Below are 25,529 nucleotides of genomic sequence, written 5' to 3' on the forward strand. Positions count from 1 at the left end.
CCCATTTGAGCAAATGGTAGAGGAGCCGCGCAATTTGGGAACACCCCATCAAGGGGGTGAAACGTCCATTTCACGGGAGATAGGCACAGAGGACGCAGTCTTGCCATGCGGCTCCCGCGCCTGCGGGAAGGCGGGTATCACTTGATGAGGGCAGACGCCAGGTCGGCCCTTCTGTGAATGCCCAGCTTGGCGTATGAAAGCGCCAGGTACTTCTTCACGCTGTTTTCCGACACGCCCATGCGCCGTGCAATGATGCTCGTCGAGCAGCCGCGAACCGAAAGCATGCACGCTTCCAGCTCGCGCGGCGTCAGCGAATCGGCGCGGCATTCGTCCCATATGCCGTTGAACAGGTTCGTCCAGTTGGCGATGAACTGAGAGCTCGTGCGTTTGATGACGCTTTGCACCTCGGGCCAGGCTTCTCCGAGCGTGCGGTCGAGCATCGAGGCGAACGCCGAGCGGTATTCGACGAAGGGGGCGATGATGCCTTCGGGTTTCGCAAGCGCGATCGCGCAACGCAGATGATCGCGAGCGAACGAGGTGTTGCCATATTCCCAGTAACCGGCCGCGGCGATGATGCGCAGGTACAGCTCCGATAGGCCGGCGCGGTCGCGTCGACACTCGCAAATAAGAGGCTCCACCACCGCCAGCATGTCCAATTCGCGATACTGCATGTACAGCAGCTTGCAGTACGCATAGCGTGCCATGGGATACATGCTGTGAGGTAGTCCCTCGAAGCGTCCGCGGCGCAACCACTCGGGGTAGACCGTGCGCCCATGCAGGCCAAGGTTGGTCTCTGCTACGAATAACTCGCGAATCATGGTGAGCTGCGGTGTAACGGCAGACGTTCGCTCAATGCGGTGCAGCGCGTCGAGCCACGCCCGCCCATCTCCCTTGAACAGCGCGCATGAAGCGATCGCCGAATCGACCATGAGGGACTCCCAAGTTGCGAGCGTCGTGCGGTCGATGCATTCGACCAGGTGGAGCACCTCGTCGATGGCTCCTTGCAAGCGCAAGAGGTACAGGCGGCTTACGTGCGGTGCAACGCTTTCGAAATCTACGAGGAATCGGCTGTCGACAGGTATCGCGGCATCGGCGGGCTCAACCGAAACGGAGCTCGGCTTGCCGGCATGCGGGCCATAAGACGGTCCGACATCCGTTTCCGGAGCGCGTCTACGTGCGTCGGCCGGGCGCTGAGCACCAGCCGGCACCAACCACGTGCGCCCGAATCTCCGTGCCCCGCAGACACGCCCCTCTGCCAGCAGCCGTTGCACGTAGCGGACGGAGACGCCCCAACGATTGGCGGTCGCTCGGGTGGATTCGTACTGCATGGCACATCCCTTCCGCATAGAAGGCATCGTTCTGCCCGTCCCTTTTTATAGTGTACGCTCAAGCGAACACAGGAGAATGACGCTTTCGCGAGAAATCTGCAAGAGGAGCTCGCAACGCCATCGTGGCATGCTTCTTCAGGTCGCAGGCTGACCTACGCATTGCGAGCGACCCCAACTGAGGTTTCTCTCGTGGTGCGCGATGACAAGTGATGCCAGAAATATGGACTTGACCTGGAGTTTTAGTTCACCTCGTACCAAACGGCAACAAACGAAACCACCCCCGAAAATCAAACAAGAGGTGCCAAGCGCGCCCGGCGTATCCCGCGGCGGAAAAGGAGGCGGTTCCGATGAAGTTCAGGACGAGGGGAATGAGGCAGAGTGGCGAAGCGCAACGAGCTGATCGTGGATCTGGAGATGGAGGGGCTGGCGTCATCGACCTGCATGTAGCCGTACACGATCGCGTTTCGAAGGCCTGCCATCTTGTGCCACAGAACTTCAGGGTACCGGTCTTCGAGGGTGCTGCGCGAGCGTTGGACGGACTCGCCGATTTGGCCAGCGGCATGAGGATTAGATCGGCGAGATTCCTGTTCGCCAGCACGACGGAATCGGGCGTCTACGTTGTGGACGCGGCGAGCCTGCACGAGATGGAGGCAGGCGGCAGGTTGCGCGGCAGACCATGGGAGGCCGATACTGCGGGTAGTCGGCAGGGTGGTTAAAAGGTGGTCACGGTGTTTGGTGATTGTTCGCAAGTAGACTACAGGACATAAAAAAGCAGGTCAGAAGCCATTCATAAACTTCCGACCCGCCTTGTTTATGGAGCCAACGAGCGGATTCGAACCGCTGACCTACGCATTACGAGTGCGTTGCTCTACCAGCTGAGCCACGTTGGCGAACTCCTCCGCTATTGCGGAGTGCGACTCCGAAGTATAACGAAGCCGCACGGTGTGCGCAACCACCCCGAATCGCGCGACCGAACGCCCACAATTCCCCGCCTCCCCGCCTTCGCGGAACATCTGCGAGGCCTTCCGAGCGCCGCTTCCGAGGATGGCAGTCTCCCCACCCGCAGCGGGCCGAATCCGAGCGCTAATCGACGCTCTTCAGGCTCTCCACCATGCTGATGCGCTGCAGCTTGCGGCGCATGGCCAGCATCACGATCACCGTGAACGCCATGGTCAGCGCCACCGCTATCGCAAAGCTCGCCGCATGGATATCGCGACCGAACATCACCTGGTCGACCTCCGCCGTGAGCACGACGAACCCTTCCATCCACACCCCTAGCACGCACCCTAGCAGGGCGCCGATCAGGGAGAGGATAATGGTCTCGCGGAAGATGTACGCGTCCACCTCGCGCGCGGTGAAGCCCAGCACTTTCAGCGTGGCGATTTCGCGCACGCGCTCCCCGATGTTGATATTCGTCAGGTTGTACAGTACGACAAACGCGAGCAGCGCCGCAGCTACGATGAGGATGACCACCACGGCATCGACGCTCTTCAGGGCTGTCCGGTAGAAGTCGATCACCTCGTCGCTCAGGGCAACCGTGCTCACATCATGCGTCTGCAGCAGCTCGGCCATCAGGTCGGCGCGTTCGGGCACATCGTCCGCAACGGCATATAAGGTGTTGTACACCGGCGCCTCGCCGAACGCTGCTCGGTAATCGGCAGGTGAGACGTACAGGTAATCGCCTACGTAGTTTTCGGTGATGCCCCCGACGGTGAATGAATAAATCTTCCCCGTGGGATTGCCCACCGCATCCTGCTCTTGCACGTGGATCTCATCGCCCGGGCCAACGCCCATCTCGTTCGCCAGCTTCTCGCTGACCACCGCGGAGCCATCGGCAACCGCCAAGCGCTCACCCGTCGTCCGTTCTCGCAACGTCACGAAATCGGAGAACACCGCCGTGTCCTCGGGAACGGTCAGAATGGCGTGCCAATCGTCCCTGCCGTCCGCGACCGCAAGCATATTGGCCGATAGCAACCGCGTCGTCTCCCGCACGCACGGCGCGTCCCCCACCAAGGAGGCAACGGTCCGGCCCGATGGCGGCGCTTCCCCGCTCGCGCCATCCGCAGCAGCGTCATCGTCCAGCACCACCGTCATGTTGTAGTGCAGGATCCCCCCATATTGCTTATCGATGATGTCGTTGATGGAATTTGATAGCCCCAACCCCGTCAGCAGCAGCGCCGTGCACCCCGCAATGCCCACAATCGCCATGGCGAACCGCCGCTTGTATCGGAAGATGTTGCGCGCCGTGACCTTCCACGAGAACGAAAGGCGGCTCCATAGAGGCCGAACGCGCTCGAGGAGGATGCGCTTCCCCGCCTTCGGAGCACGTGGGAGCATGAGCGCGGCGGGAACCTCGCGCAGGGCGGCGAGCGCGGCAAGAATCGTGGCGACGAGGACGATGCCCATTCCGAGCCCGGCTGCCCGCACCGTGATCCCCGCATCGATGGGACTCGGCGACACGGGCACGGTGTACATGACCGTGTAGGCGTACATGATGAACTTCGGCAGGAATTGCGAAAGCAATCCGATGCCGACGATGCACCCGATGCCGCTCGCGGCGACGACGTACAACACGTACTTCGACAAGATACGCGGCCCGGTATACCCAAGCGCCTTGTACGTGCCGATGAGGATGCGCTCCTCGTCCACCATGCGCGTCATCGTGGTGAGCGAGACAAGTGCGGTCACCAGGAAGAATATGAAGGGGAACACCTGCGCGATCGCGTCGATGCGGTCGGCGTCGCTATCGTAGCTGGCGAAGCCGTAGTTCTTATCGAGCCCCAGCACATACCATTCCGGATCGTCCAGAGCGGAAAGCGCCGTTCCGCCGCCCGTCATCGCCTCCACGAAATCGGCCACCTCGGGGAGGTTCTGCTGCTTGGCGGATTCGACTCGCTCGGAGGTCAGGCTGGGCTCCAGGGCCCTGATGCGCTCTGCCACGGGGCCGACTGCATCCCAGTACGCTTCGCTTGCGGCGATCTCCTCCCGCGCACCCTCCACGGTGACGAATGCGCCGGTGTAGGGTATCTCGGCGAAGGCATCCGGGAGCACGTACATGATATCGTCGACCACGCCGTCGCCCAGGCTGGTTGTCGCGTAGCGCGCCGTGCAGATGTAGCTGGCGCTGCGCACGAACCCGACTACCTTATACTTGGCCTGCGAAAACGTATCCTTCAATCGCCCCCGTGGCACGCTTTCTATCTGCACCGTATCGCCGAGCGAGATGACATCGTCGAGCACCGCATCGTACGCCATCACGCATTCGTCCGCAGCCGCGGGCCAGCGCCCTTCCATCAGCAGCGGACGGTTCACATAATCCTTGCGGTCGCTTTCCGCATGCAGACCATCCGAGGTGTCGCTCTGCTGCGCGGCATCGCCATCCAGCTCATGCACGCGCACCGCATACCGCTTCGTGCCGATAACGGTGAGCGTGTCGGTCTCGCGCTCTAGAGCAACCTGGGCCACGCCATCCACGCTTCGCAGAAGATCGAGCGTCCCATCATCCAGGCCAAGCGTTCCCGCAACTCGCAAATCGTATGTATTCGTCGCGTCGAGATACTCATCCGCCGCTAGATGCATGTCGGGCGCGGTCATGCGCAAGCCGGCGTAAAAGCCGCATCCCAATGCCGCGATCACGGCGAGCGCGATGAAACGCCCCGCCGAACCGAGAATCGATTGCCTGATCTCCTTTGCGAAGGTGCTCGCCACGCAACCAACCTACCATTCGACCGTGCTGGCATCAGCGGGGTCCGGGTTGATCTCCACCGTGGCGGCGCGGCCTTCATGCACATGCACCACGCGGTCGCCGATATCGCAGAATGCCTGGTTATGCGTCACCAGCACCACCGTATGCCCCCGGCAGGCGGTTTCCTGTAGCAGGCCTAGAATGGCCTTGCCCGTACGGTAATCGAGCGCGCCCGTGGGTTCGTCGCACAGCAGCAACCGGGGATTCTTCGCCAACGCGCGCGCGATGGCAACGCGCTGCTGCTCGCCGCCCGAAAGCTGAGCGGGGAAGTTGTCCATGCGGTGTGCCAGGCCGACCTGGGAGAGCATCTCCTCCGCGGGCAGCGGATCGCGGCAGATCTGCGCAGCGAGCTCCACGTTCTCCAACGCGGTCAGATTCTGGACCAGGTTGTAGAACTGGAACACGAACCCGATATCATGCCGACGGTACAGCGTCAATTCGCGTTCGTCGAGCGCGCTGACCTCTCTGCCGGCAAGCAGAATCGACCCACTCGTGGCGCTGTCCATGCCGCCCAGCAGGTTCAGCAGCGTGGTCTTACCGCTCCCGCTCGGGCCCACGATCACCGTTAGCTCGCCCTGCTCGATCTCGAACGTCATGCCATCCAGGGCGGCAACTTCGACCTCGCCCATTGCGTACACCTTGCGCACATCGCGGAATTCGACAAAAGCCATGGCACCCCCTTTTTCCTGCCATTATAACTTGGCAATCGATACGATATCGTTTCACGTGCGGAGAAAGCTCGCGGTATGACCGCGGGGATCGCCCGTGATCCTCGGGCGATATGCCCGGATGAGCAGACGCGATCGCCGGATGGCGCCCCGCGTTCAGAGTGAAGTCAAGCCGAACTTGTCCCCCGTGTACCCAGGAGACGCCTTGGATCAGTTCTTCTTCTCACATGAATCTGCCTGGCAATATTGGCGCGTCTCCCACTATGCGGGAATTCGCCATGCGGAGCCGTCTCGCATAAGGTCGCTGCGTCATGCATGCACCAGCGCAGAAAAACTGCGAGAGATCCAAACGGGACATACCGGTCTCGATGGGCAGCCCGCACATCTCCTGAGCTCCGGGACGACGCACCGCAAAAACCCTTATGTCATCATGCACTATATGCGCGGACAGCTGCCGGAACATTCGTTCTGCCAAGTCTCCGAGAGCATATTCGTCGCTTCCCCCGAACTTGCCTTTCTCGAAGCCGCCCAGCAGCTTTCGACCGTCGAGGCGATCTCGATCGGGATGCAGTACTGCGGCTCATATGCTCTTCCTCTGGTACAGGATCGAAACGTACCCGAGCCGTATATCCCTCCCTATCTGCTAGGAGCATTCCCGCTCGGAGACGCCTGCGATGCGGTGACCTCACCGCCCGCTGCGCCCGCATGGTCCGCCATGCAGAATCAAGCTGCACAGTGCCTTCCTCTGACCACATATCGCAAGCTGAAATCGTATATCGATTCGGCGAAGGGCTTGCGGGGAGTGGCTGCGGCTCGCCGTGCCCTGCGCTGGATCCGCCCTGGATCGGAATCGCCCATGGAAACCGTTCAATACCTGCTTACCTGCCTACCGCCGTATCTCGGGGGTGACGGATTCCGCTGCGTCGGACTAAACGTTCCCGTAGCGATCACCAAAGACGCGGCAAACTCGCTTGGGAGAGCCACCTACAGGCCAGACCTGATCCTCGAAGGCCCCCGAAGTCGCGTCGCATTGGATTACGACGGAAAAGGGACCCACACGAGCCCCGAAGCGGTCGCACGGGACAAAATGCGTCAAAGCGATTTGGAACACCTATTGGGATACCCCGTACTCATGATTCCCGCAGAGCAGATCATGCACTTGAGACAATATGGGCGTCTTGCAAAAAAGCTCTCTAAAATTACGGGGCATAGGCTTCCGGACAAAAACTCCGAACTCATCAAAAAGCGCGCCCGACTCCGACGCACGCTGCTTGATCCCAACATACACCATTGGTAACCGCATTGATCCCCGACGACGGAGCTTGAAACCGAGTGCGTATCGATGAAAAAACATACGTCACAAGCCGGCTCGGAGAAAAACAGCGATTATCTGAGCGCTTTTCGGACTTAGGAGCCACGTTTTTCAGAAATGCGGGCAATCCAAGCATGGCCGATAAACCCGACCTGGGGAAATGCGGAAGCAACGCATGCAACCCTGCCGTTCCGAGCCGATCCACAGGGATGAATGGCTCCTAGGTCCGAAAAGCGCTCAGGAATTATCGGTTTTTCTCCGAGATGCGATTGCTTGACGCCCCTTCGTTGTATTTGCAACAGGTTCATGGCATCTCCGCGAGCGGTGGAAGCGCATTGCATGCAAAGGCGGCCGCAACACATCCGCTGCGCGGTTACGAAGCCGTATGAACTCCTTCTCGCCCGCCAAGCCGCATCCCTATAGACACGGCTCCGCGTTCGGGCTATTTCTGGTGGCAGCCGCGGGATGCCATCTACCTCATCAGCGTCGCGATCTGCTTGGCAAACTCGACGGGATCGTCGATGGGTAGGCCCTCCACCAAAAGCGCCTGGTCATAGAGCAGCTTGCTGTATTGCTTCACCTTGTCGGCATCGCCTGCCTCCTGCGCCGCGCGCATCACCTCGAACACGGGATGGCCGGCGTTCAGCTCCAGCACGCGCTGGCTGTGCATGTCCTGCGCATCGGGCATGCCGGCAAGCACCTTCTCCATCTCCAGGCTCAGGGGCCCTTCCGCGGTGAGCGCTGCGGGAGCATCGGTCAGAACGCTGCTAATCTGCACTTTCGTTACCTCGTCGCCCAAGGCGTCCTTCATGGCGGCAAGCAGGCCCTCGTTCGCCTTCGCGGTTTCCTCTGCGGCGGTTTTATCGCTCTCTGTCTCTAGGCCCAGGTCGCCGCCGGCAACGTTCTTCAGCTCCTTCTCGGAGTAATTCGACATGGCCTGGAAGCAGAAATCGTCGACATCCTGCGTGCACAGCAGCACGTCGTACCCGCGGCCGACCACGCCTGTGACCATGGGCATCTTGCCCAGGCGATCGGTGCTTTCGCCTGCAGCATAGTAAATCGCCTTCTGATCCTCGGGCATGGATGCCACGTATTCATCCAAGGTGATCATCTTCTGCTCTTTGGCAGAATGGAACAGCAGCAGCCCGCCCAATGAGTCCTTCGCCATGCCATACGTAGTGTAGATACCGTACTTCAGCGCACGCCCGAAATTGTCGAAGAACTTCTCGTACTCCTCGCGGTCATTATCGCGCATCTTCTCCAACTCGGCTTGGATCTTCTTCTCAACCTTCTTCGCGATGGCGCGCAGCTGGCTGTTGTGCTGCAGCGTCTCGCGGCTGATGTTGAGCGTGAGGTCCTGGCTGCTCACCACGCCGCGCACGAAACCGTAATACTCGGGCAGCAGTTCCTCGCATTTGTCCATGATCAGCACGTTCGAGCTGTACAGTTGCAGGCCGCGCTCGTAGTCCTTGCTGTAATAGTCGAACGGACGCCGTCCTGGGATGAACAGCAGCACATCGTAGCTGATCGCACCCTCCGCATGCACGACGATGGTGCGTTGCGGGTCGGTGAAGTCGTGGAACTGGCTCTTGTAGAACTCGTTGTACTCGCTCTGCTCCACCTCGCTTTTGCGACGCTTCCAGATGGGAGTCATCGAGTTGATCGTCTCGAGCTCCCGGTACTCCTCCCATTCGGGCTTGTAATCCTCGGGCTTGGGATCGGGCTCGGGCTTCTGGCGGCTCTTCGTGACCATCATCTGCACGGGGTAGCGCACGTAGTTGCTGTAACGCTTGATCAAGTCCTTCAGGCTATACTCGGAAAGATACGTGTCATAGTTCTCGTCCTCGGTGTTGTCCTTCAGGTACAGGATCACGTCGGTGCCGTGGCTGGAGCGCTCCGCAGGCTCGATCGTATAGCCCTCGACGCCGTCGCTCTCCCATGCCCAAGCCTGGTCGTCGCCGTAGGCGCGGCTCACGACGCGCACCTTCTTGGCAACCATGAACCCGCTGTAAAAACCCACGCCGAACTGCCCGATGATATCGATCGCATCGGACGAGGGAGTTGCGACGGCCTCATCTGCCTCGACTTCGCCGTCAGGCTTTTCCGCGGTGGCAACCTGCGTGTTCTTGAATTCCATGCTGTCGGAATGCGCGATCACGCCCAGGTTGGCATCGAGCGCATCCTTATCCATGCCGATTCCGTTGTCAGACACCGTGACGGTGCGGGCATCCACATCGAATGAGACGTTGATGGCCAGGTCGCTCTTTCCCAGCTGGATGCTCTGATCGGTCAAACTGCGGAAATACAGCTTGTCCTCGGCATCGCTGGCGTTGCTGATGAGCTCGCGAAGGAAGATCTCACGATTCGTGTAGATTGAATTGATCATGAGATTGAGCAGTTTCTTGCTTTCCGTTTTGAACTTGCGCATGCGCCATCGCCTTCCGTCTTCCCGTGCGTGTAAATTAGCAGTCTTGATGTTCAAGTGCCAAGTGGTGATTATAATGCGGGGTCAGGCGCCTGCAACCGCATGTAAGCAATCGGTAATGTTAGTATGCGCGCATGGATCAGCGACGACATACCGGCGGACGGGCGTCGGGGGCGCACCGTGCTTCCCGGAAAACGAGGAGTGGAAGCGGCCGATCCACAGGAGCGCCGGAAGTTCGCCGCGCCAATGTGCGAAACCTCCGTGGAGATGACACCCAGGCCGGCCACGAAGCGCGGCGGGCGCGAACCGCATCTGCGCGCCGCACGCAGGTGCCCTCCCCCATCGCGCGAGTCAATCCGGTGTTCGCGATCGAATGCCTTATCGTCGCTTTAATCGCCGCGTTCATCGTATGGCAAGTGGCATCGTGCGCGGGTTCGAGCGGCAAAGCCGAGCCGGCGTCCGGCGGCTCGAAGTACGGCATGCCCAATTACACCGATTACGACTGGGACAATCTCTCGAAGAACTCAAACGGCCGCCTGGCCTACACGGTGGACGGCGAGAGGCGATCGAAAACGGGCGTCGACGTATCGGAACACCAGAACGAGGTCGATTGGCAACGCGTGGCGGCCGACGACGTGCAGTTCGCCATCATCCGGTTGGGTGCGCGCGGCACCACGGAGGGGATCGTGAAGCTAGACGAGCGCTATGCTGAAAACCTAACGGGAGCGCGTGATGCGGGCTTATCGGTGGGCGTGTACTTCTTCTCCCAAGCGACAAGCGAAGACGAGGCGGGCGAGGAAGCCCGCTTCGTGCTGGACACCTTGGACGGTACGCGCTTGGATTACCCTGTGGTGTACGATCTGGAAGAAACCGGAACCGGCGCGGCGCGGGCGGACAATATGACCACCGAACAGGAGACGGCCTGCGCCAAGGCCTTCTGCGAAACCATCGCCGCTGCGGGCTACACCCCCATGATTTACGGCAACAGCAACGACATAGGCCATTATTCGATGGACGACCTGCACGACTACCCGCTATGGTTCGCCTCCTACAACGACCTGCCCTACGGACCGGCCGGTTTCAATATCTGGCAATACACCGACACGGGCACGGTCGATGGGATCGAGACGCCTGCAGACCTCAGCATCCAAATCCAGCCGTAGATCCCGTGTCTTGCAAACCGATGAACCGCAGAGCTACCGGGGCGTGTTCGCGTGGTCGGACCTGCGATAACGAAGCGAGCCGTATTGTCAAAAGGCCCCTTTGACAATGGAGATCGATCCTGATGCGATTTCGAGTTAATGCATCGTCCCGGCGATAACACCGGGGTCAACCCTGATAGGCCGCCGACCGGCCGCCTCCTCCGGAACAAAACCGGCCGTGATCCCGTTCGAGAATCGCAATGGAGATAAGCACCGGTGCAGTTCATCGGAAACAGAGGAGCCTCAACAAGTACGACAGAGGAACGGGTTACCTGAATCGAGTCCGCGCAGAAGCCGCAACGATGCAGGTGAGAACCCCGCCCGAAAGCGCTATCCGATGCCGCCCAGCAGACTGCCAGCGATCAGCACCGCCAGCGCGACAACGCAATACCCGTACTTCGCCAGAGGATAGAACGCCTCCGCCAGCGGCTTGACACGGCCTTTGTTCATCTGCTCCCGCACGAAATCCTTCCCGCAGAACCAGAAGAACATGATGCCCGCCAGCGCGGCGCCGATGGGGCATAGGTAGATCGAGCAAACGTCCATCCAGGGCGAGACGATGCTCTGGATAAGCAGGCTGACGATGAGCCCGATGGCGAACACGGTAAAACACGCCTTGTTGCGCTCCAGGTGGAGCATCTCCTGCAGGGTGGCGATGGGCGCCTCGTAGAGGTTGATGAGGCTGGTGAGCCCGCCGAACAGCACGGCAACGAAGAACACCGCCTGCACGGCGGGGCCCGCCGGCATGCCGGCGAACAGATCGGGCAGATAGATGAACAGCAAACCCGGCCCACCCGAGGAAAGGCGCTCCCCCGCCGTCGCCATCGCGGGGATGATGACCAGCGATGCCAGCACCGCGGCGAGGGTGTCAAACAAGGCGACGTACTTGGCGCTGTTGGGGACGTTTTCGTTCTCGCCCAGGTAGCTGCCGTAGATGAGCGTGCCGCTTCCGGCGACCGACAGGCTGAAGAACGCCTGGCCCAAGGCGTACACCCACACCATCGGATCGGCAAGGCCCGAGGGATCGAGCACGAACAGGTACTCGTAGCCCGCACCGGCGCCCGGCAGCGTCGCCACGTACACGGCAAGGACGATGAACAGCAGGAAGAACAGCGGCATCATGACCTTGTTCGCCCGCTCGATGCCGCGTCCGACGCCGAAGATGACGATGGCAAACGCCGCAACCAGGGCAACGGTCTGCCAGAAGAAGTTATTGGAGGAAACAGCGCCGAACAACGCCCCGAACTGGTCGACGCCTTGCATGCCGATGCTGCCGCCGGTAAGCGCGAAGAAGGTGTAGCTGAAAATCCACCCGACCACCACGGTATAGCCGATGGCCATCGCCAGCGAGACGACCACGGGGAACAAGCCCACCAGCTTGCCGGAGCGTTCGCTGCCGAACCGCCTGCGAGTAGCCATGCCGAACGCCCCGACCGGGCCGCTCTTCGCCGCGCGGCCGAACGCCATCTCGCCCATCACCCCGGTCGACCCGATCAGAAGCACGAAGACGAGATAGGGGATCAGGAAGGTCGCCCCGCCGTACGCGCTCACACGGGTCGGGAACAGCCATATGTTCCCCATGCCCACGGCCGATCCGATGCATGCGAGGATGAACCCCCTGCGGGTGCGGAAGCTGTCGCGCCCCGCTTTCGGTTTGACTGCCTGTCGTTCGATCATCGTTGGTCCTTCGGCCGTTCGCTGCGGTACAAAAGGGAAAGGGCGAGCGATATGGCGCAGAACGCCACCACTGCAAGCATCATGGAAGTATACCCCTCCGTGCCCGGGCGCGCCGTAGTGAAACCCACGAGGATCGCGGGTGCCACCGTGGTGCCCATCTGGCGCACCAGCGCGAGCGTGGCGATCGCCGTCGTGCTCTCCTTCGGATCGGCCACCTGCAGGATCATGTAGTTCAGCGGCGTGCCCATGGCGAAGCCGAGGCCCAATCCCACGACGATCAGCCCGACGACCATTGCAACCGTGCTCGGATGCGCTGCGACGAACAGCGCCAGGAAGGCAAAGCCGATTGCCGTTACCGTCAACCCGAACGCAAGCACGGGCACCGGGCCGCGCGTATCGATGATCTTGCCGCCGACCGGAGGTCCCACGACGCCGAAAACACCCAGCACGGCCATGTAATAGCCGCCCGAGCCCACCGGCAGGTTCAGCGCGGTTTCGGCGAATTCGGGGATGAGCACCATGCTGATGATGATGCCGCCCACGAAAAACGATGCGATCATCGTGATGACGATGTTGCGGTTGCGCGCGTATTCGCTATGGAAAATGGGATCGTCCGCGCTGTGCTCGACTCGCGCGAGCAGCAAGCCGACGGCCGCCGCCAGCGCAAGCGGAACCCACGTGCCCGGCAACGCGAGCGTGGACAGGGGGTTGAGGAAATCGATGCCCTTCAACCCGAGCAGCACCAGCAGGACGAACCCCACGAGCGCCACCGATCCCGCCGCGTCGAAACGCGTTTCGGTTTCCGCCGCGCCGTGATCGGGCAGCCATGCGAACGCGGCGGAGATAAGCGCCGCTCCCACCGGCAGGCAGATGAAGAACGCCCAGCACCAGTTTTCGGCACCGACCGCCGACACGATCGCGCTGCCCGCTGCGGCGCCCAGCACATTGGCCAGACCCGCCGTAGCCGACGCCGCACCCAACCACATACCGCGCTTCTCCCGCGGGACGCCGGCGCCCATTTCCGCTGTCGCGACAGGGATGATGCCGCCCGCACCCACCGCCTGCACGATGCGGCCGAGGATCAGAAGCGGGAAGCCGCCCGCGAACTGCGCCGCGCCGCACAGCAGGCTGCCGATGCAGAAAACCGCCAGGCAGACCGTGAATATTCGCGCACGGCCGTATCGATCCGCCAGCTTCCCCACCGCGGGGATGCATGCCGCATAGAACAAGGTGTAGATGTTCACCATCCATATGCCCACGTCGCTCGCCAAGCCGAAATCCGCCTGGATGACCGTGCGCAGGGGCGCGATGATGCCCACATACAAGCCGCCAACGAACAGCCCTATCAAGTACACCGCCGCTATGCGCCCGAAATGCCGCTCTTCTTGTTCCGTTTCACTCGCATCCATGGCGCAACATTATAATCGTTGCGCAGAGGCAGAAGAGAAGGAGCTCCTATGAGATGCTGGGAAACGCGAGGATGCGAAGGGCCGGAGAACAACTTCGACCACTGCCCCCACGCTATGCTGAATGGGAAATGCCCCGTGGACTGCGCATTCGCGATATGCGACCGTCCCACGCATAAGCAGGCGGACGTGCTCGACATGCTCGACCCCGACGTAGACCGCAGTGCGGCGGTGAAGGAGATGTGCAGCACATGCTCGTTCTTCATCCAGAACGGCCCGCGCATCGCCGATCGCGTCGAAGGCGAAGAACCTGCCTGGAAAAAGCATTACGCCCAATACTACCAGGACCCCACGCTCGCGAATATGAGCGTCGAATAGGGCAACGTCGCTTTGCTTCATGCCGAAAGCGATGCGGACGCCGGCCAGGAACGCTACTCCCCTTCCTCCAAAAGGGAGATGATCTCCGCGCGGCTGTGCACGCCGCACTTCTCGTAGATGTGGCGCACGTGCGTTTTCACGGTCGCGGCGCTGATGACGTACGTCTCCTGGATGTATTTGCTGCCATGGCCCGTGGCCCACAGCTTGAAAATCTCGGTCTCGCGCGGGGTGAGCCCCACCTGCCGGGCGACCGTATCGAGCCGGGTTTCGAACGGCGCACCCGTCTTCTGCTCCAGCGCGGCTCGTTCCTGCTGACTGGGCGCTTGGAACACGAGCTCGGTGTCCTGGTCGGTGAACAGGAACCCCGCCGCGATCATGAGCACGAAGACCGAGATGATGGCGAAGGGCGCACGCTGGTCGATGAGCCCCATGGCAAGCAGCTGGCCGGCGAACATACCCAGCTGAACAGCACCGCGCCCGATTGCGAACACCAGGAACGCCGGCACGCGCGTGGTGCGGGCGATGTCGGCCAGAAGGATCCACGACAGCATTTCGATCGTCACATCGCAAGCAGTCGCAAGCGACGCCACCAAGGCGGCGCTCTGGTAACCGAATATGTCGAGAACCAGCAGCGTAGTGGCCAGGAACGGCAGCGCCATCTTGTATGCGGCGCCCAAGCTGACCGTGCCCTTAGTGAAGAACAGGCCCCACAGCGCGGCAACCACCGTCACGCCCACGCTCATCAGCAGCGTGGGCAGCAGGGCGTCGCTTTCCTGGTAGTCGGCCATGCCCACGTACACGCGCACACCGCCATACACGAACATCACGATCAGCAGCCCCACGCCGATGCGCCACGGCAGGTCGCGCAGCGGAACCAGCATGCGGCCGCCCGCCTCTTCCCCACCCTTGCCTTCAATCGTCAGGCGAGCCTGCTCATCAGGCGTTTCCGCCAGCAGGGGGTTGGGACCTCCGAGCACCGCCGACACATTGCTCGCACGCGGCAGCAGCAGCGAAGCGGCAAGCGGCAGCACGATCTCCACGCCATAGCGCGCGACGTAGGGCAGTTGCATGGAGCCGTAGTAGATCAAAAAAGCGAAGAAGAACGAGGCTGCCGTGCACACGATGATGTTGCGCGGTGTCAAGCTGCTGAAAAGCGAGCCCCAGTACACGATGATCCAACACGACGCCACACCGGTCAGGGCGGCGCCCGCGAGCTGAGCAACATCGGGAATCGCCACGGGAACGGTGCTGAGCGCGGTGCCCGCCGCCATAATGACACCCGCGATCACGAGCGACCACCGCGTGGCGAACCGTTTGACCGCCGCCCGCGAGAACAAGATGATGAGCAAGTATGTGCTCACGCTGAACACCGACGAGACGATATGGACCCACAGCAGCACCCAGCCGGTGCGCAGGTTCACGTTGATGGACGCGGTGCCGTTGAACACCAGGTACATCCACGCCAGATAGAAGCACAATCCGAAAATCTGCGTTGCGCGGAACGTTGCCGTGCGATTCGTATCCAAGTTCTCCTCCCGCGTTCGAGTCCGAACATTATATCGAATGGAAGCGCCCGGGCGACGCAACGCCCGGGCGTGAAGAAGCGGATGCGCGGGCAGGGAGGGGATTCCCGCGCATCCCGGTTTTGTCGGAACTTTACGCTTGCTTGGCAGCGTTCTCGCCCGCGATGCGGCCGAACATCATGCACATGCCGCAGCTCATGCCCTTCAGGTCGATCGGATACTGCACGTTGAAGCGCCCGCCCTGGGGAGCGCCGGCGACGTAGACTCCCTTGATGATCTCGTCATCCTTGTTGTACACATGGCAGTCCGCATCGGACACCGCACCGCCCAGCGCGCCCAGGTTCAGCGCGACGCCGCAGGTGGCGGCGTAGAACGGCGGGGTGCTCAACGGGAACAGGCGCGAGGACACCTTGCCGAAATCGGTGTCGGCGCCGGCCGCTGCCAGCTCGTTGTAATGCGCGATGGTCTTCTTCGCAGCTTCGACGTCGATTCCCTCGAGCTGGGCAAGCAGGCCCTCAAGCGTGTCGGACGTGACGGCGCGGCCGTCGGACACCGCATCGGCGATGTCCTTGTCGGTGCGGCAGTTGATGCGCAGGCCGCTTGCGGTGTACGAGGGAAGATCCTCGGTCAGGTAGTAGCAGGCGATGCCGTGCGCTGCGGGGAAGTTCTGCAGCTGCTGGGGCCAATTCGCGTCGAACAGCTGCCAGGCGACCTTGCCGGGCTGCTTTTCCACCTGGTTCTCGATCTGCTGGCCGGGGATATCCTCGTTCATGAAGCGCTTTCCATGCTTGTTCAACCACAGATAGCCGTTGTTGCCGATGACGCCGCGTCCGTCCGCGCCGGCGCCGGCGCCCATGTGGTGGATGATGGAGGCGTGATCGCGCTCGATCTCGGCGCCGTGCCAGGCGAGCATCTTCAAGGCATCGCCGGTGAGGGCGTAGTTACCATCCGCGTCGACGGCGATGATCAGGTTGGGAACCGCGTTCTCGATATTGTCGGGCTGGTAGTACTTCATCATATCCTCGTTGGCCAGGTAGTCGCCCGTCGCCAGGACGACGCCCTTCGAGGCGTTGCATTTGATGTACTTCTTGGAGCCGTGCTTCTGGGCGTACACGCCGGTCACCGCACCGGAATCGTCCACGATCAAATCGATGACCGGGGTGGTGTAGCGGACGTCGGCACCCTTGTCGACGGCGACCTGCAGGTTCTCCTTCATGCACGTGGCGAGGCTGCTGAACCCGACGCTGGTGGGATAGCAGGGCATGGATTCCTTGGTGTAGTCGTACGTCTCCAGCATGGGCACGAAGTAGGGGAACAGGTAGTTCTTCTGCCCCTCGACAGGAACCTCGCCGTAGCTGGTGCTGGAGATGTACAAGTCGGAGCACGGCTTGATGAACCAATCGAGCGCGTCGCCGGATTCGTCCGCCCACCGGCGCACGATGTCGTAGTTGCTGCGGTGGCTCCCGCCGATCATATGCTCCTCGCACAGCATATCCTTGTCCAGAAGCGCATCGCCGGTTCCGCGACCCCAGGCCTTCTGGGTTTCGCCGCCGTAGATGGCCATGTCGCTTGCAACGCTGTTCAGCGCCGATGACTTCTCGAAGCAGACCACCTTGGCGCCCGCCTCGGCCGCCGCGCGCGCCGCCGGCACGCCCGCGGCGCCCAGACCGCATACGATGACGTCGCAATCGATGGTTTCCTCGATGTCAGCATCTTGGATGGTCGGTTCCTCGGGAAGCCACGGCATGGTGTCGCCTCCATCGTAGCCTACCGTAGCGCCGCTCGCCTTCGAGGCGGCGGCCTCGTCCTTCTTCGCGCTTGCGCTCTTCGGCGAGGCGCATCCGGAAAGCCCCAGGGCAGCGGCGCTCGCCGCCATGACTCCGGCACCGGTAAGGAAGTTGCGACGACTGATTTCCATTAGAGATCCTCTCTCTTGCGATGCGCACCTAATCCCCTGGTGCGCCAACCCTCCCGCAAGGCGTTTGCAGCCTGCGTTGCATGCCGTGCAGTATGCCGTCCCGCAAGGGGGAATCCACCGTCGAAATGGGTTGAAATCGGGGTCCCGCCCTCGGCCAAAAGGGTTGATCTTCGGTTGATTTTCCGCATCTTCGCCCGTAGGAGGACCATGGGAGCCCCGATTATTGTTATTGGCACACGGGAGGGGCTATAATCTTCGAATGCAGACTGGAACCAGGAAGAGAGGACCACATATGCTCAACCGCGAAGAACTTCCCACCGCCGATAATTCGAGCAACATGAACCGCGTCGCCGACGGCAAGCAGGCCATCGGGACCACGTTGGAGAACCTGAAGGCAGCCGTTTCGGGCGAAACCGGCGCATCCGCCAAGTACGCCGCTTACGCCGAGGCGGCCGAGGCAGCGAACAAGAAGCAGGCCGCCAAGCTCTTCCGCGCCGCAAGCGCAGCCGAGCAGGTGCACATCCGCCTGGAGAGCGACCTCGTCCGCGCCGAGGAGCCCGACTTCGCGAACCCCACCGCCGACGCTCCTGCGGTGCCCGAAATCGACCTCGCCCTCATCGATGCCGCTTACGGCGAGATGTACGAGACCTCCGACATGTATCCCGGCTTCATCGCAAAGGCGAAGGAAGAGGGCAACGACCGCGCCGTCATGGTCTTCACCAAGGCCAAGCTCGCGGAAAGCGTCCATGCGGAAATGTACCTGCAAGCGTACAACAACCTGGATGCGCTCGATGACGAGAGCTATTACATGTGCCCCGGCTGCGGTTACATCCATAAGGGCAAAGACATCAAGAACTGCCCCATCTGCGGCGCTCCGTCCAGCGTCTTCAAAGAATTCTAGACCGAACCTCCCGAACGGCAGACGGCGCCTTGCGGGGCGCCGTTTCTCATGCGGGGCCTTCGCGCCCCCGATCGGCCCGATTCGCGCACGCCGGGCGCACGCTTCCCGGCGCACCGTCCGGCATCGCCCGAACGCCAGGATCATGCGGGCCGGCTCAAAGGCGGAATCCCGTTTGCCCCGCATTCCCAGCCGCAGGAAACGCTGCCCTCTTCGACTGCGGCGGAACGCGGGGGCATCCCGACGGAACCTCCTCGAACGGCGGGACGGAACGCGCTCGACGGCGCGCTGGACCCGTGCGCTTACGCGTAGAACAGTATGTCGTTGTACGTGGGAAAGGGCCAGTATCCGTGGTCGACGATGGGTTCGAGCGCGTCGATCTGGGCCCGTAGCGCCTCCATGGCGGGCACGACCTTTTCGGCATAGGCATCGGCTTCGGCCTGCATGTCCTCCCCTATGGCCTCCGCTTCGGCATGCATGCGCTTGAGCTCCACGAACGCCTCATTCGCGCTCTTCAGCCCGTCAAGGATGATTTCAAGTTGCTCTTCCTGGTAGGTAAGGTCCGCGGCGGGCATGGCCTCGCGCACCGTGGTGATGCCCTTGGCGATCTTCGTGGCATAGGCGTTGATGGCAGGGATGTAATTGCGGCGCACCATGCGCTCCATCACGTTCGCCTCGATGTTGAGCGTCTTGGTGTACTTTTCCAGCTTCACTTCGTAGCGGCTGCGCACCTCCTGCTCGTCGAGTACGCCGAACTCGGCGAACAAATCGAGGCTCTTCTGCTCGATGAAGCACGGGAGCGCTTCGGCGGTGTTGCGGTTGTTCGCGAGCCCGCGCCGCTCGGCCTCGCGGCGCCACTCATCGCCGTACCCGTTGCCGTTGAATATGATGCGTTCGTGGTCGGTCAGGCTCTTCTTGATGTACGCCAAGGCTGCCGCCTCGAATTCGGCATCCGTCTCCTTGCCCTCCATCGCGTCTGCAAACGCCTTGAGCGCGTGCGCAACCGCGGTGTTCAGTATCATGTTGCAATCGGACAGGTTCACCTGGCTGCCGGGCATGCGGAACTCGAACTTATTTCCGGTGAAGGCAAGCGCGCTCGTGCGGTTGCGATCGGTGTTGTCCACGAGGAAATTGGGCAGCACATCCACGCCCAGATCCATGGACACCTTCGCGGCGCTCTGATACGGATGGTCGTCGATGAGCGCGTCCACGATATCGCCCAATTCGTCACCCAAGAAGATGCTGACGATGGCTGGCGGAGCCTCGTTGGCGCCCAGGCGGTGATCGTTGCCGGCGCTTGCCACACTCATGCGAAGCAACTCCTGGTAATCATCGACGGCGGCGATGATGCAGGTCAAGAACACGAGGAACCGCAGATTGTCGGCAGGCGATTCCCCCGGCTCCAACAGGTTGACCTTCCCGTAGCTCATCGACCAATTGTTATGCTTTCCGCTGCCGTTGATCCCCTCGAACGGCTTCTCGTTCTGGAGGCAGGCGAGGCCGTGATGGCTTGCCAAGAGCTTCATCTTCTCCATCGTGAGAAGGTTCTCGTCGATGGCGCGATTCGCCTCGCAGAACACGGGGGCGAGCTCGTGCTGGCAGGGAGCGACCTCGTTGTGCTTGGTCTTCGCCGCAACGCCAAGCTTCCACAGCTCGTCGTCGAGCTCCTTCATGAAGTCGTTGACGGTGGGTCGGATAGCGCCGAAATAGTGCTCTTCAAGCTCCTGCCCCTTGCAGGGGGGCGCGCCAAACAGCGTGCGGCCGCAGAGCATCAGATCCTGCCGCTTCGCATAGTCCTCCTCGGAGATGAGGAAGTACTCCTGCTCGCCGCCGACCGTGGTGATGATGCGATGCCCGCCTTCGCCGAAGTGCTCCAACACGCGGTTCGCCTGGTTTGACAGCGCCTTCATGCTGCGCAGAAGCGGCGTCTTCTTATCGAGCGCCTCGCCGGTGTAGCTGCAGAATGCCGTGGGAATGCACAGCACCTCGTCCTTGATGAACGCGTAGCTGGTGGGATCCCACGCCGTGTAGCCGCGTGCCTCGAACGTGGCGCGCAGGCCCCCATTGGGGAAGCTGCTGGCATCCGGCTCGCCCTGGATGAGCTCTTTGCCTCGGAACTTGGTGATGGCGGTGCCGTCTCCCACCGGTTCCATGAAGCTGTCGTGCTTCTCGCTCGTGATCCCGGACAACGGCTGGAACCAGTGCGTGTAATGCGTGGCGCCGCGCGCGATTGCCCATTCCTTCATGGCGTGCGCGACCGCATTCGCCAGATCCAGGTCGAGCGGCTTGCCCTCCTTTATGGTTTCGGCGAGATCGGTGTAGGTATCGCCGGGGAGGTATTCCTTCATCACGGCGTCGTTGAACACCATAGACCCGTATATCGCTTCGATATCCGACATATGAGCTCCTAACGTGCTGTTCTCGCTACCTTATCACAGCCGCAGGGCGCCCTTCCCCAACGCCCGCCCCGCTCGGCGATGTTCCAAAAACTCTTTACGCGCGAGGGGCTATTGCAGCGCGCCGGAGAAGCTTCGATGGGCGCGGATGGGGCCGTGTCGATGCGAAGCCGGGCAACGTCGTCGAATCCGCTCGCGGGAAACCGCTTGGACGCGGAACCGGCTTCTCGGCAGAAAAATTTGCAAAGCCCTTACATCCGCCTCGCAGAGCGCGAACATCGGGTTCGTACGATGGAATCGCATATACACCCGAAACGTCCTCCAACCGGAAAAGGAAACGATGGAATCCACCACCCTCATCGTCGTCGGCATGGTGATCGCGACCTCCCTCGCGTTCGACTTCACCAATGGCTTTCACGACACGGCGAATGCCATGGCAACCTCCATAGCCACGGGCGCGCTGAAGCCGAAAACCGCGGTGGCGGCGGCCGGCATCCTCAATCTGGTCGGTGCGTTCCTCTCCACCGAAGTGGCGAAGACGATCTCCGGCGGCATCATCAACGAATCCCAAGTCACCATCGCGCCGGAATTCATATTCGCGGGCTTGGTCGCCGCCATCATTTGGAACCTTATCACCTGGCTGTTCGGGCTCCCCAGCAGCAGCTCGCACGCGCTCCTCGGAGGGTTGGTGGGCGCCGTCATCATCGGCGCCGGCGTGCAGGGCGTGAATTTCGGAGCGGTTGTGGCGAAGGTGCTCGGACCTGCGCTGATTTCCCCCGTGATCGCGGGCGGCGCCGCCTTCTGCGCCACGCGCATCATATACCGCGTCGTGCGAAGGCTTGGCGAATCACGCATCGAACGCGGATTCCGCCACGGGCAGACAGTCACCGCGCTCTTCGTCGCGCTCTCCCACGGAACGAACGACGCGCAGAAGACCATGGGCATCATCACCCTCACGCTGATCGCCTCAGGCGTGCAGGCCTCAGGCACCGGCCCGCAGCTTTGGGTCATCGCAAGCTGCGGACTCGCCATCGCGCTGGGGACTTACGCGGGCGGCTGGCGCGTCATCCGCACGCTCGGAAAAGGGCTGACCGATATATCGACGCCGCAGGGATTCGCGGCGGAATGCTCGAGCGCGACCACGATACTCGTCTCCTCGCATCTGGGCTTCGCGTTGTCGACCACGCAGGTGTGCTCGGGATCGATTCTCGGCGCAGGCCTGGGGAAAGGCTCGCCCATCAGCTGGAAAACCGCGGGCCGCATGTTGACCGCCTGGCTTATCACCTTCCCGGCGGCAGGTTTGGTGGGAGCGCTTGCATGCGCACTGGCGCGAACCGGCTTCGCAGGAACCATCGGCACCGGCGGCCTTGCGATCGCATTCGCGTTGGCCATCCTCGCTCGGGCGCGCCGCAATCCGGTGCATGCCGGCAACGTCAATCAAATCGACATTCCCCCCGCCCCCGAGACGCCGGCCATTCCCCCGAAGGCCGCATAAGGAGGAGTCATGCGCGAGGTACTCGATTTCGCCATCGTGCTCGCAGCCACCGTGGGCATCGCCAGTTCGATCGCGCTGCTCTACTCTTTAGGCTTGCGCCTATGGGAAGGGGCACCAAGATACGCCGCGTGCGCGCGCCCCGGCTGCGCCGCCTCGGCGGCATCACCTGCTTCATGCTCTGCATAGCCATCGTAGTCTATGCCCTCTGGCCCATCGTCCCCGCCTTCCATTAGAATGGCACCATGATCTACTATGTTGAAGATGACACCAACATTCGCGAGCTGACGCTGTATGCTTTGCGCCAAGCGGGGCTGGAAGCTGAGGGGTTTCCCTCCGCCGACCCGTTTTTCGATGCATGCCGCATGCGAGTTCCGGATCTGGTTCTGCTCGACATCATGCTTCCTGGCACCAACGGCATGCAGGTGCTGGAGCACGTGCGCGCGGATCCCGTCCTAAAGCAACTACCCGTCATGATGCTGACGGCGAAGGGAACGGAATTCGACAAGGTGCGCGGGCTGGATGCTGGAGCCGACGATTACTTGGCAAAGCCCTTCGGGATGATGGAGCTCATCAGCAGATGCAAGGCGCTCTTACGCCGGGCGAAACGTTCGTCTACCACCCCCTCCGATACGATCACCTGCGGATGCATCGCGTTGGACCCTGCCGCACGCGAGGCGAGCGTCGGGGACACGCCCGTCGACCTCACCTTGAAGGAATTCGACCTCTTGCATGCGCTCATGGAGAACCAAGGTCGCGTCCTCACCCGCGCTCAGCTGTTGGAGGACGTCTGGCAGACCTCGTTCGTCGGGGAAACGCGCACGGTCGACGCGCATGTGCAGTCGCTGCGCCGCAAGCTCGCCGAATCGCACCCCGGATCTGAGAGCATGATTCAAACCGTTCGCGGCGTTGGCTATTGTATCAAGGCGCTCCGATGAAAACCGATGGCGGAGGCACGACGCTTTCCTCCCGTATATTCCAGGGCATGGCGGCGTTCGCCCTCTCCTCCATGGTGGTATTCGCCCTCTCCGCGCTCTCCGTATTCTACCTCGCCCATGAGCAAGAGGCGGAGACGGGCCTGATGGCGGATGCGGACGCCCTTGCCATCCGCCTAGACGGGCAGAGCGAGGATGGCCGACTTGCCTACCTGCCAACCCTGCCCGCATCCTCTGAGCGCTGCACGCTGATCGCCTGGAACGGAGAGGTGCTCTACGACAGCAAGGCCGATGCCCATACCATGGAAAACCACGCCGACCGTCAGGAATTCCAGCGCGCGCGGACAGAGGGCGGGGCGATCGCGGTCCGCCATTCCGAAACGGTGGGGACCGACACCGTCTACGCGGCGAAGCGCTTAAGGGACGGCTCCGTGATACGCCTCTCGGAAACCCGGGAATCGCTCGCATCGCTTTTGCAGCGCATGGCCGTGCCCTTGGGATTGATGGCCGTGGCGATTGCCGTGGCCGCATTCTGGTTGGCGCGGGTACTCGCGCGGCGCATCACGCAGCCTATCAACGCGATGGATTTGGAGAACCCCTCCGCAGACGGCGTCTATTCCGAGCTGCGGCCCCTGCTGGGGAGGATCTCCCGCCAGCAGACGCAGATGCGCGCCCAAAACGACGAGCTCGAACGCGCGGTGGAGGCGCGCCGCGATTTCTCTGCCAACGTCAGCCACGAGATGAAAACCCCTTTGCAGGTCATAGGGGGATACGCGGAACTGATCGAGCAGGGAGCGGTGAGGCAAGACAACATTCCGCGCTTCGCAGGGTTGATCCTCAAAGAATCACAGCAGATGCGATCGCTCATCGATGACGTGCTCATGCTCTCCCGCCTCGACGAGTCAGCCTTGGGGGAGGCGGAGATCGGCGACGTCGACCTTGGAGCCATCCTCGACCAAGTGCATCTGCGGCTTGCCCCCATCGCCGCACAGCGCGGCATCGATGTGGAGATTCGCGCCGATGAGGGTCCCTTGCAAGTGCGTGGCAGCGAGACGCTGCTTTCCGAAATGGCATACAACCTGATGGATAACGCCATCCGCTACAACCATCCCGGAGGGCGGGTGGATGTTGCGCTCGCCCGAACGAAAAATGCCGTATGGTTGACCGTGGCGGATACCGGACCGGGAATCCCCCCGGAAGCGCGCAAGAAGGTATTCGAGCGCTTCTACCGTCTGGAAGAGGGGCGGTCGCGCGAAACGGGCGGCACCGGGCTGGGATTGGCGATTGTCAAGCACACGGCGCAGCGTTACGGGGGGACGGTTGCGGTGAGCGGCAACGAGGCAGGCGGCTCGACGTTCACCGTGAGCCTCCCCGCCGCGCCTCTCCCCCAGGTTATCTAGAAACTCCTGTCAATCTGTTCAAGCATGCAACGCATAGTGTCTATCTGTCTTTTGGAACACTATATGCCATATGATCATCAGTCTCAGAGGAGTTTACAGACAGCCTCCCCAGCTGTTCGCGCCAACTCTGCCGGATAATCGCGTTTTCCCGGGCATGCGCTTCCCGTCTGGGCCAGATTCGAAGGGAAATCGCATTCGACTCCCGCCGGAAGCAGCGGCTTCACCCACTATTTTCGCATAGTCCCAGATCAGAGGTCATGCGAGAAACTTGGCTCACATGACCTTCCGAGCGGATATGCGATTATCCTCCCTTATTGGCACCGAGATGGAAAGGTCCGCAGCCGGAAATGCGATTCGCTTCCAAAATTGGCCCGCGCCCCGATGCGTCTCGCCGGGAACCCTCCGGCAAGCTTTCGGCCGGGCACCGGGAAATAGGGACTGCGTCAGAAGCGCTTCCGAAGCAGCCCCTTCATTGCCTCCCGCTTTCTTCAGATTCCACCTCGCAATGGACACCCTTGCGCTTGGCTGTACGCTTCCCGCCACCGGGCGCGCCGGGGACCCTCGCCCGTTAGAGATGAGTAACTTTTCAAAGTAACCGCACCCCTCAGCTGTTGCACTAGAGATGAGAAGTTACGCCCGTTAGAGATGCGTGCATGCTCGGCATACCAGGAGGGGCTGCACCAGAATCGCTTCCGAAGCAGCCCCTTCATTGCCCCCGCGCTTCGCGCAGAAGGCTGGATGAAGACCCATGAACGAAGGAAGCCCCGGCACTGAACCGCGCCTTTTGATCTTGATTTCACTTGTCCAAGATCCGGGGAGCGGTTCA

18 protein-coding genes, 1 tRNA gene and 1 pseudogene are annotated in these 25,529 nt (G+C 61.8%); 9 read left to right on the top strand and 11 right to left on the bottom strand.

Annotation, left to right across the window (positions count from 1 at the left end; translation table 11 throughout):
* Positions 1–137 precede the first annotated feature (137 nt).
* On the bottom strand, positions 138–1,328 hold the full coding sequence (locus NOV21_RS01165) for a helix-turn-helix transcriptional regulator (RefSeq protein ID WP_283169815.1): 1,191 nt from the start codon (positions 1,326–1,328) through the stop codon (positions 138–140).
* A gap of 287 nt (positions 1,329–1,615) precedes the next feature.
* Complete coding sequence (locus NOV21_RS11310; RefSeq protein WP_428978378.1) at positions 1,616–1,807, bottom strand: hypothetical protein; 192 nt, start codon at positions 1,805–1,807, stop codon at positions 1,616–1,618.
* Between the two features lie 3 nt (positions 1,808–1,810).
* Between NOV21_RS11310 and NOV21_RS01170 the strand changes: the two genes are divergently transcribed.
* On the top strand, positions 1,811–2,044 hold the full coding sequence (locus tag NOV21_RS01170) for a hypothetical protein (RefSeq protein ID WP_283169816.1): 234 nt from the start codon (positions 1,811–1,813) through the stop codon (positions 2,042–2,044).
* Between the two features lie 98 nt (positions 2,045–2,142).
* Here NOV21_RS01170 and NOV21_RS01175 read toward each other — a convergent pair.
* From NOV21_RS01175 to NOV21_RS01185, 3 genes are all read right to left on the bottom strand, one after another.
* Positions 2,143–2,218, bottom strand: a tRNA-Thr gene (locus NOV21_RS01175).
* Positions 2,219–2,411: 193 nt separating this feature from the next.
* Entirely contained in the window at positions 2,412–5,036 is a 2,625-nt protein-coding gene (locus NOV21_RS01180; protein ID WP_283169817.1) for an ABC transporter permease, read from the bottom strand.
* Positions 5,037–5,045: 9 nt separating this feature from the next.
* Positions 5,046–5,744 carry an ABC transporter ATP-binding protein gene (locus tag NOV21_RS01185; protein ID WP_283169818.1) on the bottom strand — a complete coding sequence of 233 codons (699 nt, stop codon included), beginning with the start codon at positions 5,742–5,744 and terminating at the stop codon, positions 5,046–5,048.
* A 202-nt stretch (positions 5,745–5,946) separates the two neighbouring features.
* Between NOV21_RS01185 and NOV21_RS01190 the strand changes: the two genes are divergently transcribed.
* The gene (locus NOV21_RS01190) at positions 5,947–7,038 is read left to right on the top strand and encodes a hypothetical protein (protein ID WP_283169819.1); all 1,092 of its coding nucleotides are present in this window, start codon (positions 5,947–5,949) and stop codon (positions 7,036–7,038) included.
* A 487-nt stretch (positions 7,039–7,525) separates the two neighbouring features.
* On the opposite strand, the gene htpG is transcribed toward NOV21_RS01190, so the two are convergent.
* Positions 7,526–9,481, bottom strand: coding sequence for a molecular chaperone HtpG (gene htpG, locus NOV21_RS01195; RefSeq protein WP_283169820.1), 1,956 nt, complete (start codon positions 9,479–9,481; stop codon positions 7,526–7,528).
* Positions 9,482–9,837: 356 nt separating this feature from the next.
* Between htpG and NOV21_RS01200 the strand changes: the two genes are divergently transcribed.
* Complete coding sequence (locus NOV21_RS01200) at positions 9,838–10,641, top strand: glycoside hydrolase family 25 protein (RefSeq protein WP_283169821.1); 804 nt, start codon at positions 9,838–9,840, stop codon at positions 10,639–10,641.
* 369 nt (positions 10,642–11,010) lie between these two features.
* On the opposite strand, the gene NOV21_RS01205 is transcribed toward NOV21_RS01200, so the two are convergent.
* Both NOV21_RS01205 and NOV21_RS01210 read right to left on the bottom strand, forming a co-directional pair.
* Positions 11,011–12,357: a sodium-dependent transporter gene (locus tag NOV21_RS01205; protein ID WP_283169822.1), complete on the bottom strand. Its 1,347-nt coding sequence runs from the start codon at positions 12,355–12,357 to the stop codon at positions 11,011–11,013.
* Positions 12,354–13,766, bottom strand: coding sequence for an MFS transporter (locus tag NOV21_RS01210; protein WP_283169823.1), 1,413 nt, complete (start codon positions 13,764–13,766; stop codon positions 12,354–12,356). Before NOV21_RS01210 ends, NOV21_RS01205 begins: the two co-directional genes overlap by 4 nt.
* A 48-nt stretch (positions 13,767–13,814) precedes the next feature.
* Between NOV21_RS01210 and NOV21_RS01215 the strand changes: the two genes are divergently transcribed.
* Positions 13,815–14,141: a hypothetical protein gene (locus NOV21_RS01215; protein ID WP_283169824.1), complete on the top strand. Its 327-nt coding sequence runs from the start codon at positions 13,815–13,817 to the stop codon at positions 14,139–14,141.
* A 53-nt stretch (positions 14,142–14,194) separates the two neighbouring features.
* On the opposite strand, the gene NOV21_RS01220 is transcribed toward NOV21_RS01215, so the two are convergent.
* A complete protein-coding gene (locus tag NOV21_RS01220) occupies positions 14,195–15,667 on the bottom strand; it encodes a helix-turn-helix transcriptional regulator (RefSeq protein ID WP_283169825.1) in 1,473 nt (490 codons plus the stop codon).
* A gap of 130 nt (positions 15,668–15,797) precedes the next feature.
* Positions 15,798–17,582 carry an FAD-binding protein gene (locus NOV21_RS01225; protein ID WP_283169826.1) on the bottom strand — a complete coding sequence of 595 codons (1,785 nt, stop codon included), beginning with the start codon at positions 17,580–17,582 and terminating at the stop codon, positions 15,798–15,800.
* 292 nt (positions 17,583–17,874) lie between these two features.
* On the opposite strand from NOV21_RS01225, the gene NOV21_RS01230 reads away from it, so the two are divergent.
* Positions 17,875–18,483, top strand: a complete 609-nt coding sequence (locus tag NOV21_RS01230; protein ID WP_283169827.1) for a rubrerythrin family protein — start codon at positions 17,875–17,877, stop codon at positions 18,481–18,483.
* 299 nt (positions 18,484–18,782) lie between these two features.
* On the opposite strand, the gene NOV21_RS01235 is transcribed toward NOV21_RS01230, so the two are convergent.
* Entirely contained in the window at positions 18,783–20,879 is a 2,097-nt protein-coding gene (locus NOV21_RS01235; RefSeq protein ID WP_283169828.1) for a glutamine synthetase III family protein, read from the bottom strand.
* A gap of 367 nt (positions 20,880–21,246) precedes the next feature.
* Between NOV21_RS01235 and NOV21_RS01240 the strand changes: the two are divergent.
* The 4 genes and pseudogenes from NOV21_RS01240 to NOV21_RS01255 all read left to right on the top strand — a co-directional run.
* Positions 21,247–22,173, top strand: a pseudogene (locus tag NOV21_RS01240) (anion permease); the annotation flags it as partial.
* Between the two features lie 299 nt (positions 22,174–22,472).
* Positions 22,473–22,604: a hypothetical protein gene (locus tag NOV21_RS01245; RefSeq protein ID WP_283169830.1), complete on the top strand. Its 132-nt coding sequence runs from the start codon at positions 22,473–22,475 to the stop codon at positions 22,602–22,604.
* 9 nt (positions 22,605–22,613) lie between these two features.
* Positions 22,614–23,306 carry a winged helix-turn-helix domain-containing protein gene (locus NOV21_RS01250; RefSeq protein ID WP_283169831.1) on the top strand — a complete coding sequence of 231 codons (693 nt, stop codon included), beginning with the start codon at positions 22,614–22,616 and terminating at the stop codon, positions 23,304–23,306.
* Positions 23,303–24,703 carry a sensor histidine kinase gene (locus NOV21_RS01255; RefSeq protein WP_283169832.1) on the top strand — a complete coding sequence of 467 codons (1,401 nt, stop codon included), beginning with the start codon at positions 23,303–23,305 and terminating at the stop codon, positions 24,701–24,703. The genes NOV21_RS01250 and NOV21_RS01255 overlap by 4 nt, the downstream gene beginning before the upstream one ends.
* Positions 24,704–25,529: the final 826 nt, after the last annotated feature.

It is taken from the genome of Curtanaerobium respiraculi (genome assembly GCF_024609215.1).
Taxonomy (GTDB): Bacteria; Actinomycetota; Coriobacteriia; order Coriobacteriales; family Eggerthellaceae; genus Curtanaerobium; species Curtanaerobium respiraculi.

What these genes read in the sequence shown, in the direction of transcription:
- NOV21_RS01235 (WP_283169828.1), bottom strand. Translation starts at nt 20,879, where the DNA reads ATGTCGGATATCGAAGCGATATACGGGTCTATGGTGTTCAACGACGCC.
- htpG (WP_283169820.1), bottom strand. Translation starts at nt 9,481, where the DNA reads ATGCGCAAGTTCAAAACGGAAAGCAAGAAACTGCTCAATCTCATGATC.
- NOV21_RS01250 (WP_283169831.1), top strand. Translation starts at nt 22,614, where the DNA reads ATGATCTACTATGTTGAAGATGACACCAACATTCGCGAGCTGACGCTG.
- NOV21_RS01255 (WP_283169832.1), top strand. Translation starts at nt 23,303, where the DNA reads ATGAAAACCGATGGCGGAGGCACGACGCTTTCCTCCCGTATATTCCAG.
- NOV21_RS01245 (WP_283169830.1), top strand. Translation starts at nt 22,473, where the DNA reads ATGGGAAGGGGCACCAAGATACGCCGCGTGCGCGCGCCCCGGCTGCGC.
- NOV21_RS01225 (WP_283169826.1), bottom strand. Translation starts at nt 17,582, where the DNA reads ATGGAAATCAGTCGTCGCAACTTCCTTACCGGTGCCGGAGTCATGGCG.
- NOV21_RS01165 (WP_283169815.1), bottom strand. Translation starts at nt 1,328, where the DNA reads ATGCAGTACGAATCCACCCGAGCGACCGCCAATCGTTGGGGCGTCTCC.
- NOV21_RS01185 (WP_283169818.1), bottom strand. Translation starts at nt 5,744, where the DNA reads ATGGCTTTTGTCGAATTCCGCGATGTGCGCAAGGTGTACGCAATGGGC.
- NOV21_RS01210 (WP_283169823.1), bottom strand. Translation starts at nt 13,766, where the DNA reads ATGGATGCGAGTGAAACGGAACAAGAAGAGCGGCATTTCGGGCGCATA.
- NOV21_RS01205 (WP_283169822.1), bottom strand. Translation starts at nt 12,357, where the DNA reads ATGATCGAACGACAGGCAGTCAAACCGAAAGCGGGGCGCGACAGCTTC.
- NOV21_RS11310 (WP_428978378.1), bottom strand. Translation starts at nt 1,807, where the DNA reads ATGGCAGGCCTTCGAAACGCGATCGTGTACGGCTACATGCAGGTCGAT.
- NOV21_RS01230 (WP_283169827.1), top strand. Translation starts at nt 17,875, where the DNA reads ATGCTCAACCGCGAAGAACTTCCCACCGCCGATAATTCGAGCAACATG.
- NOV21_RS01215 (WP_283169824.1), top strand. Translation starts at nt 13,815, where the DNA reads ATGAGATGCTGGGAAACGCGAGGATGCGAAGGGCCGGAGAACAACTTC.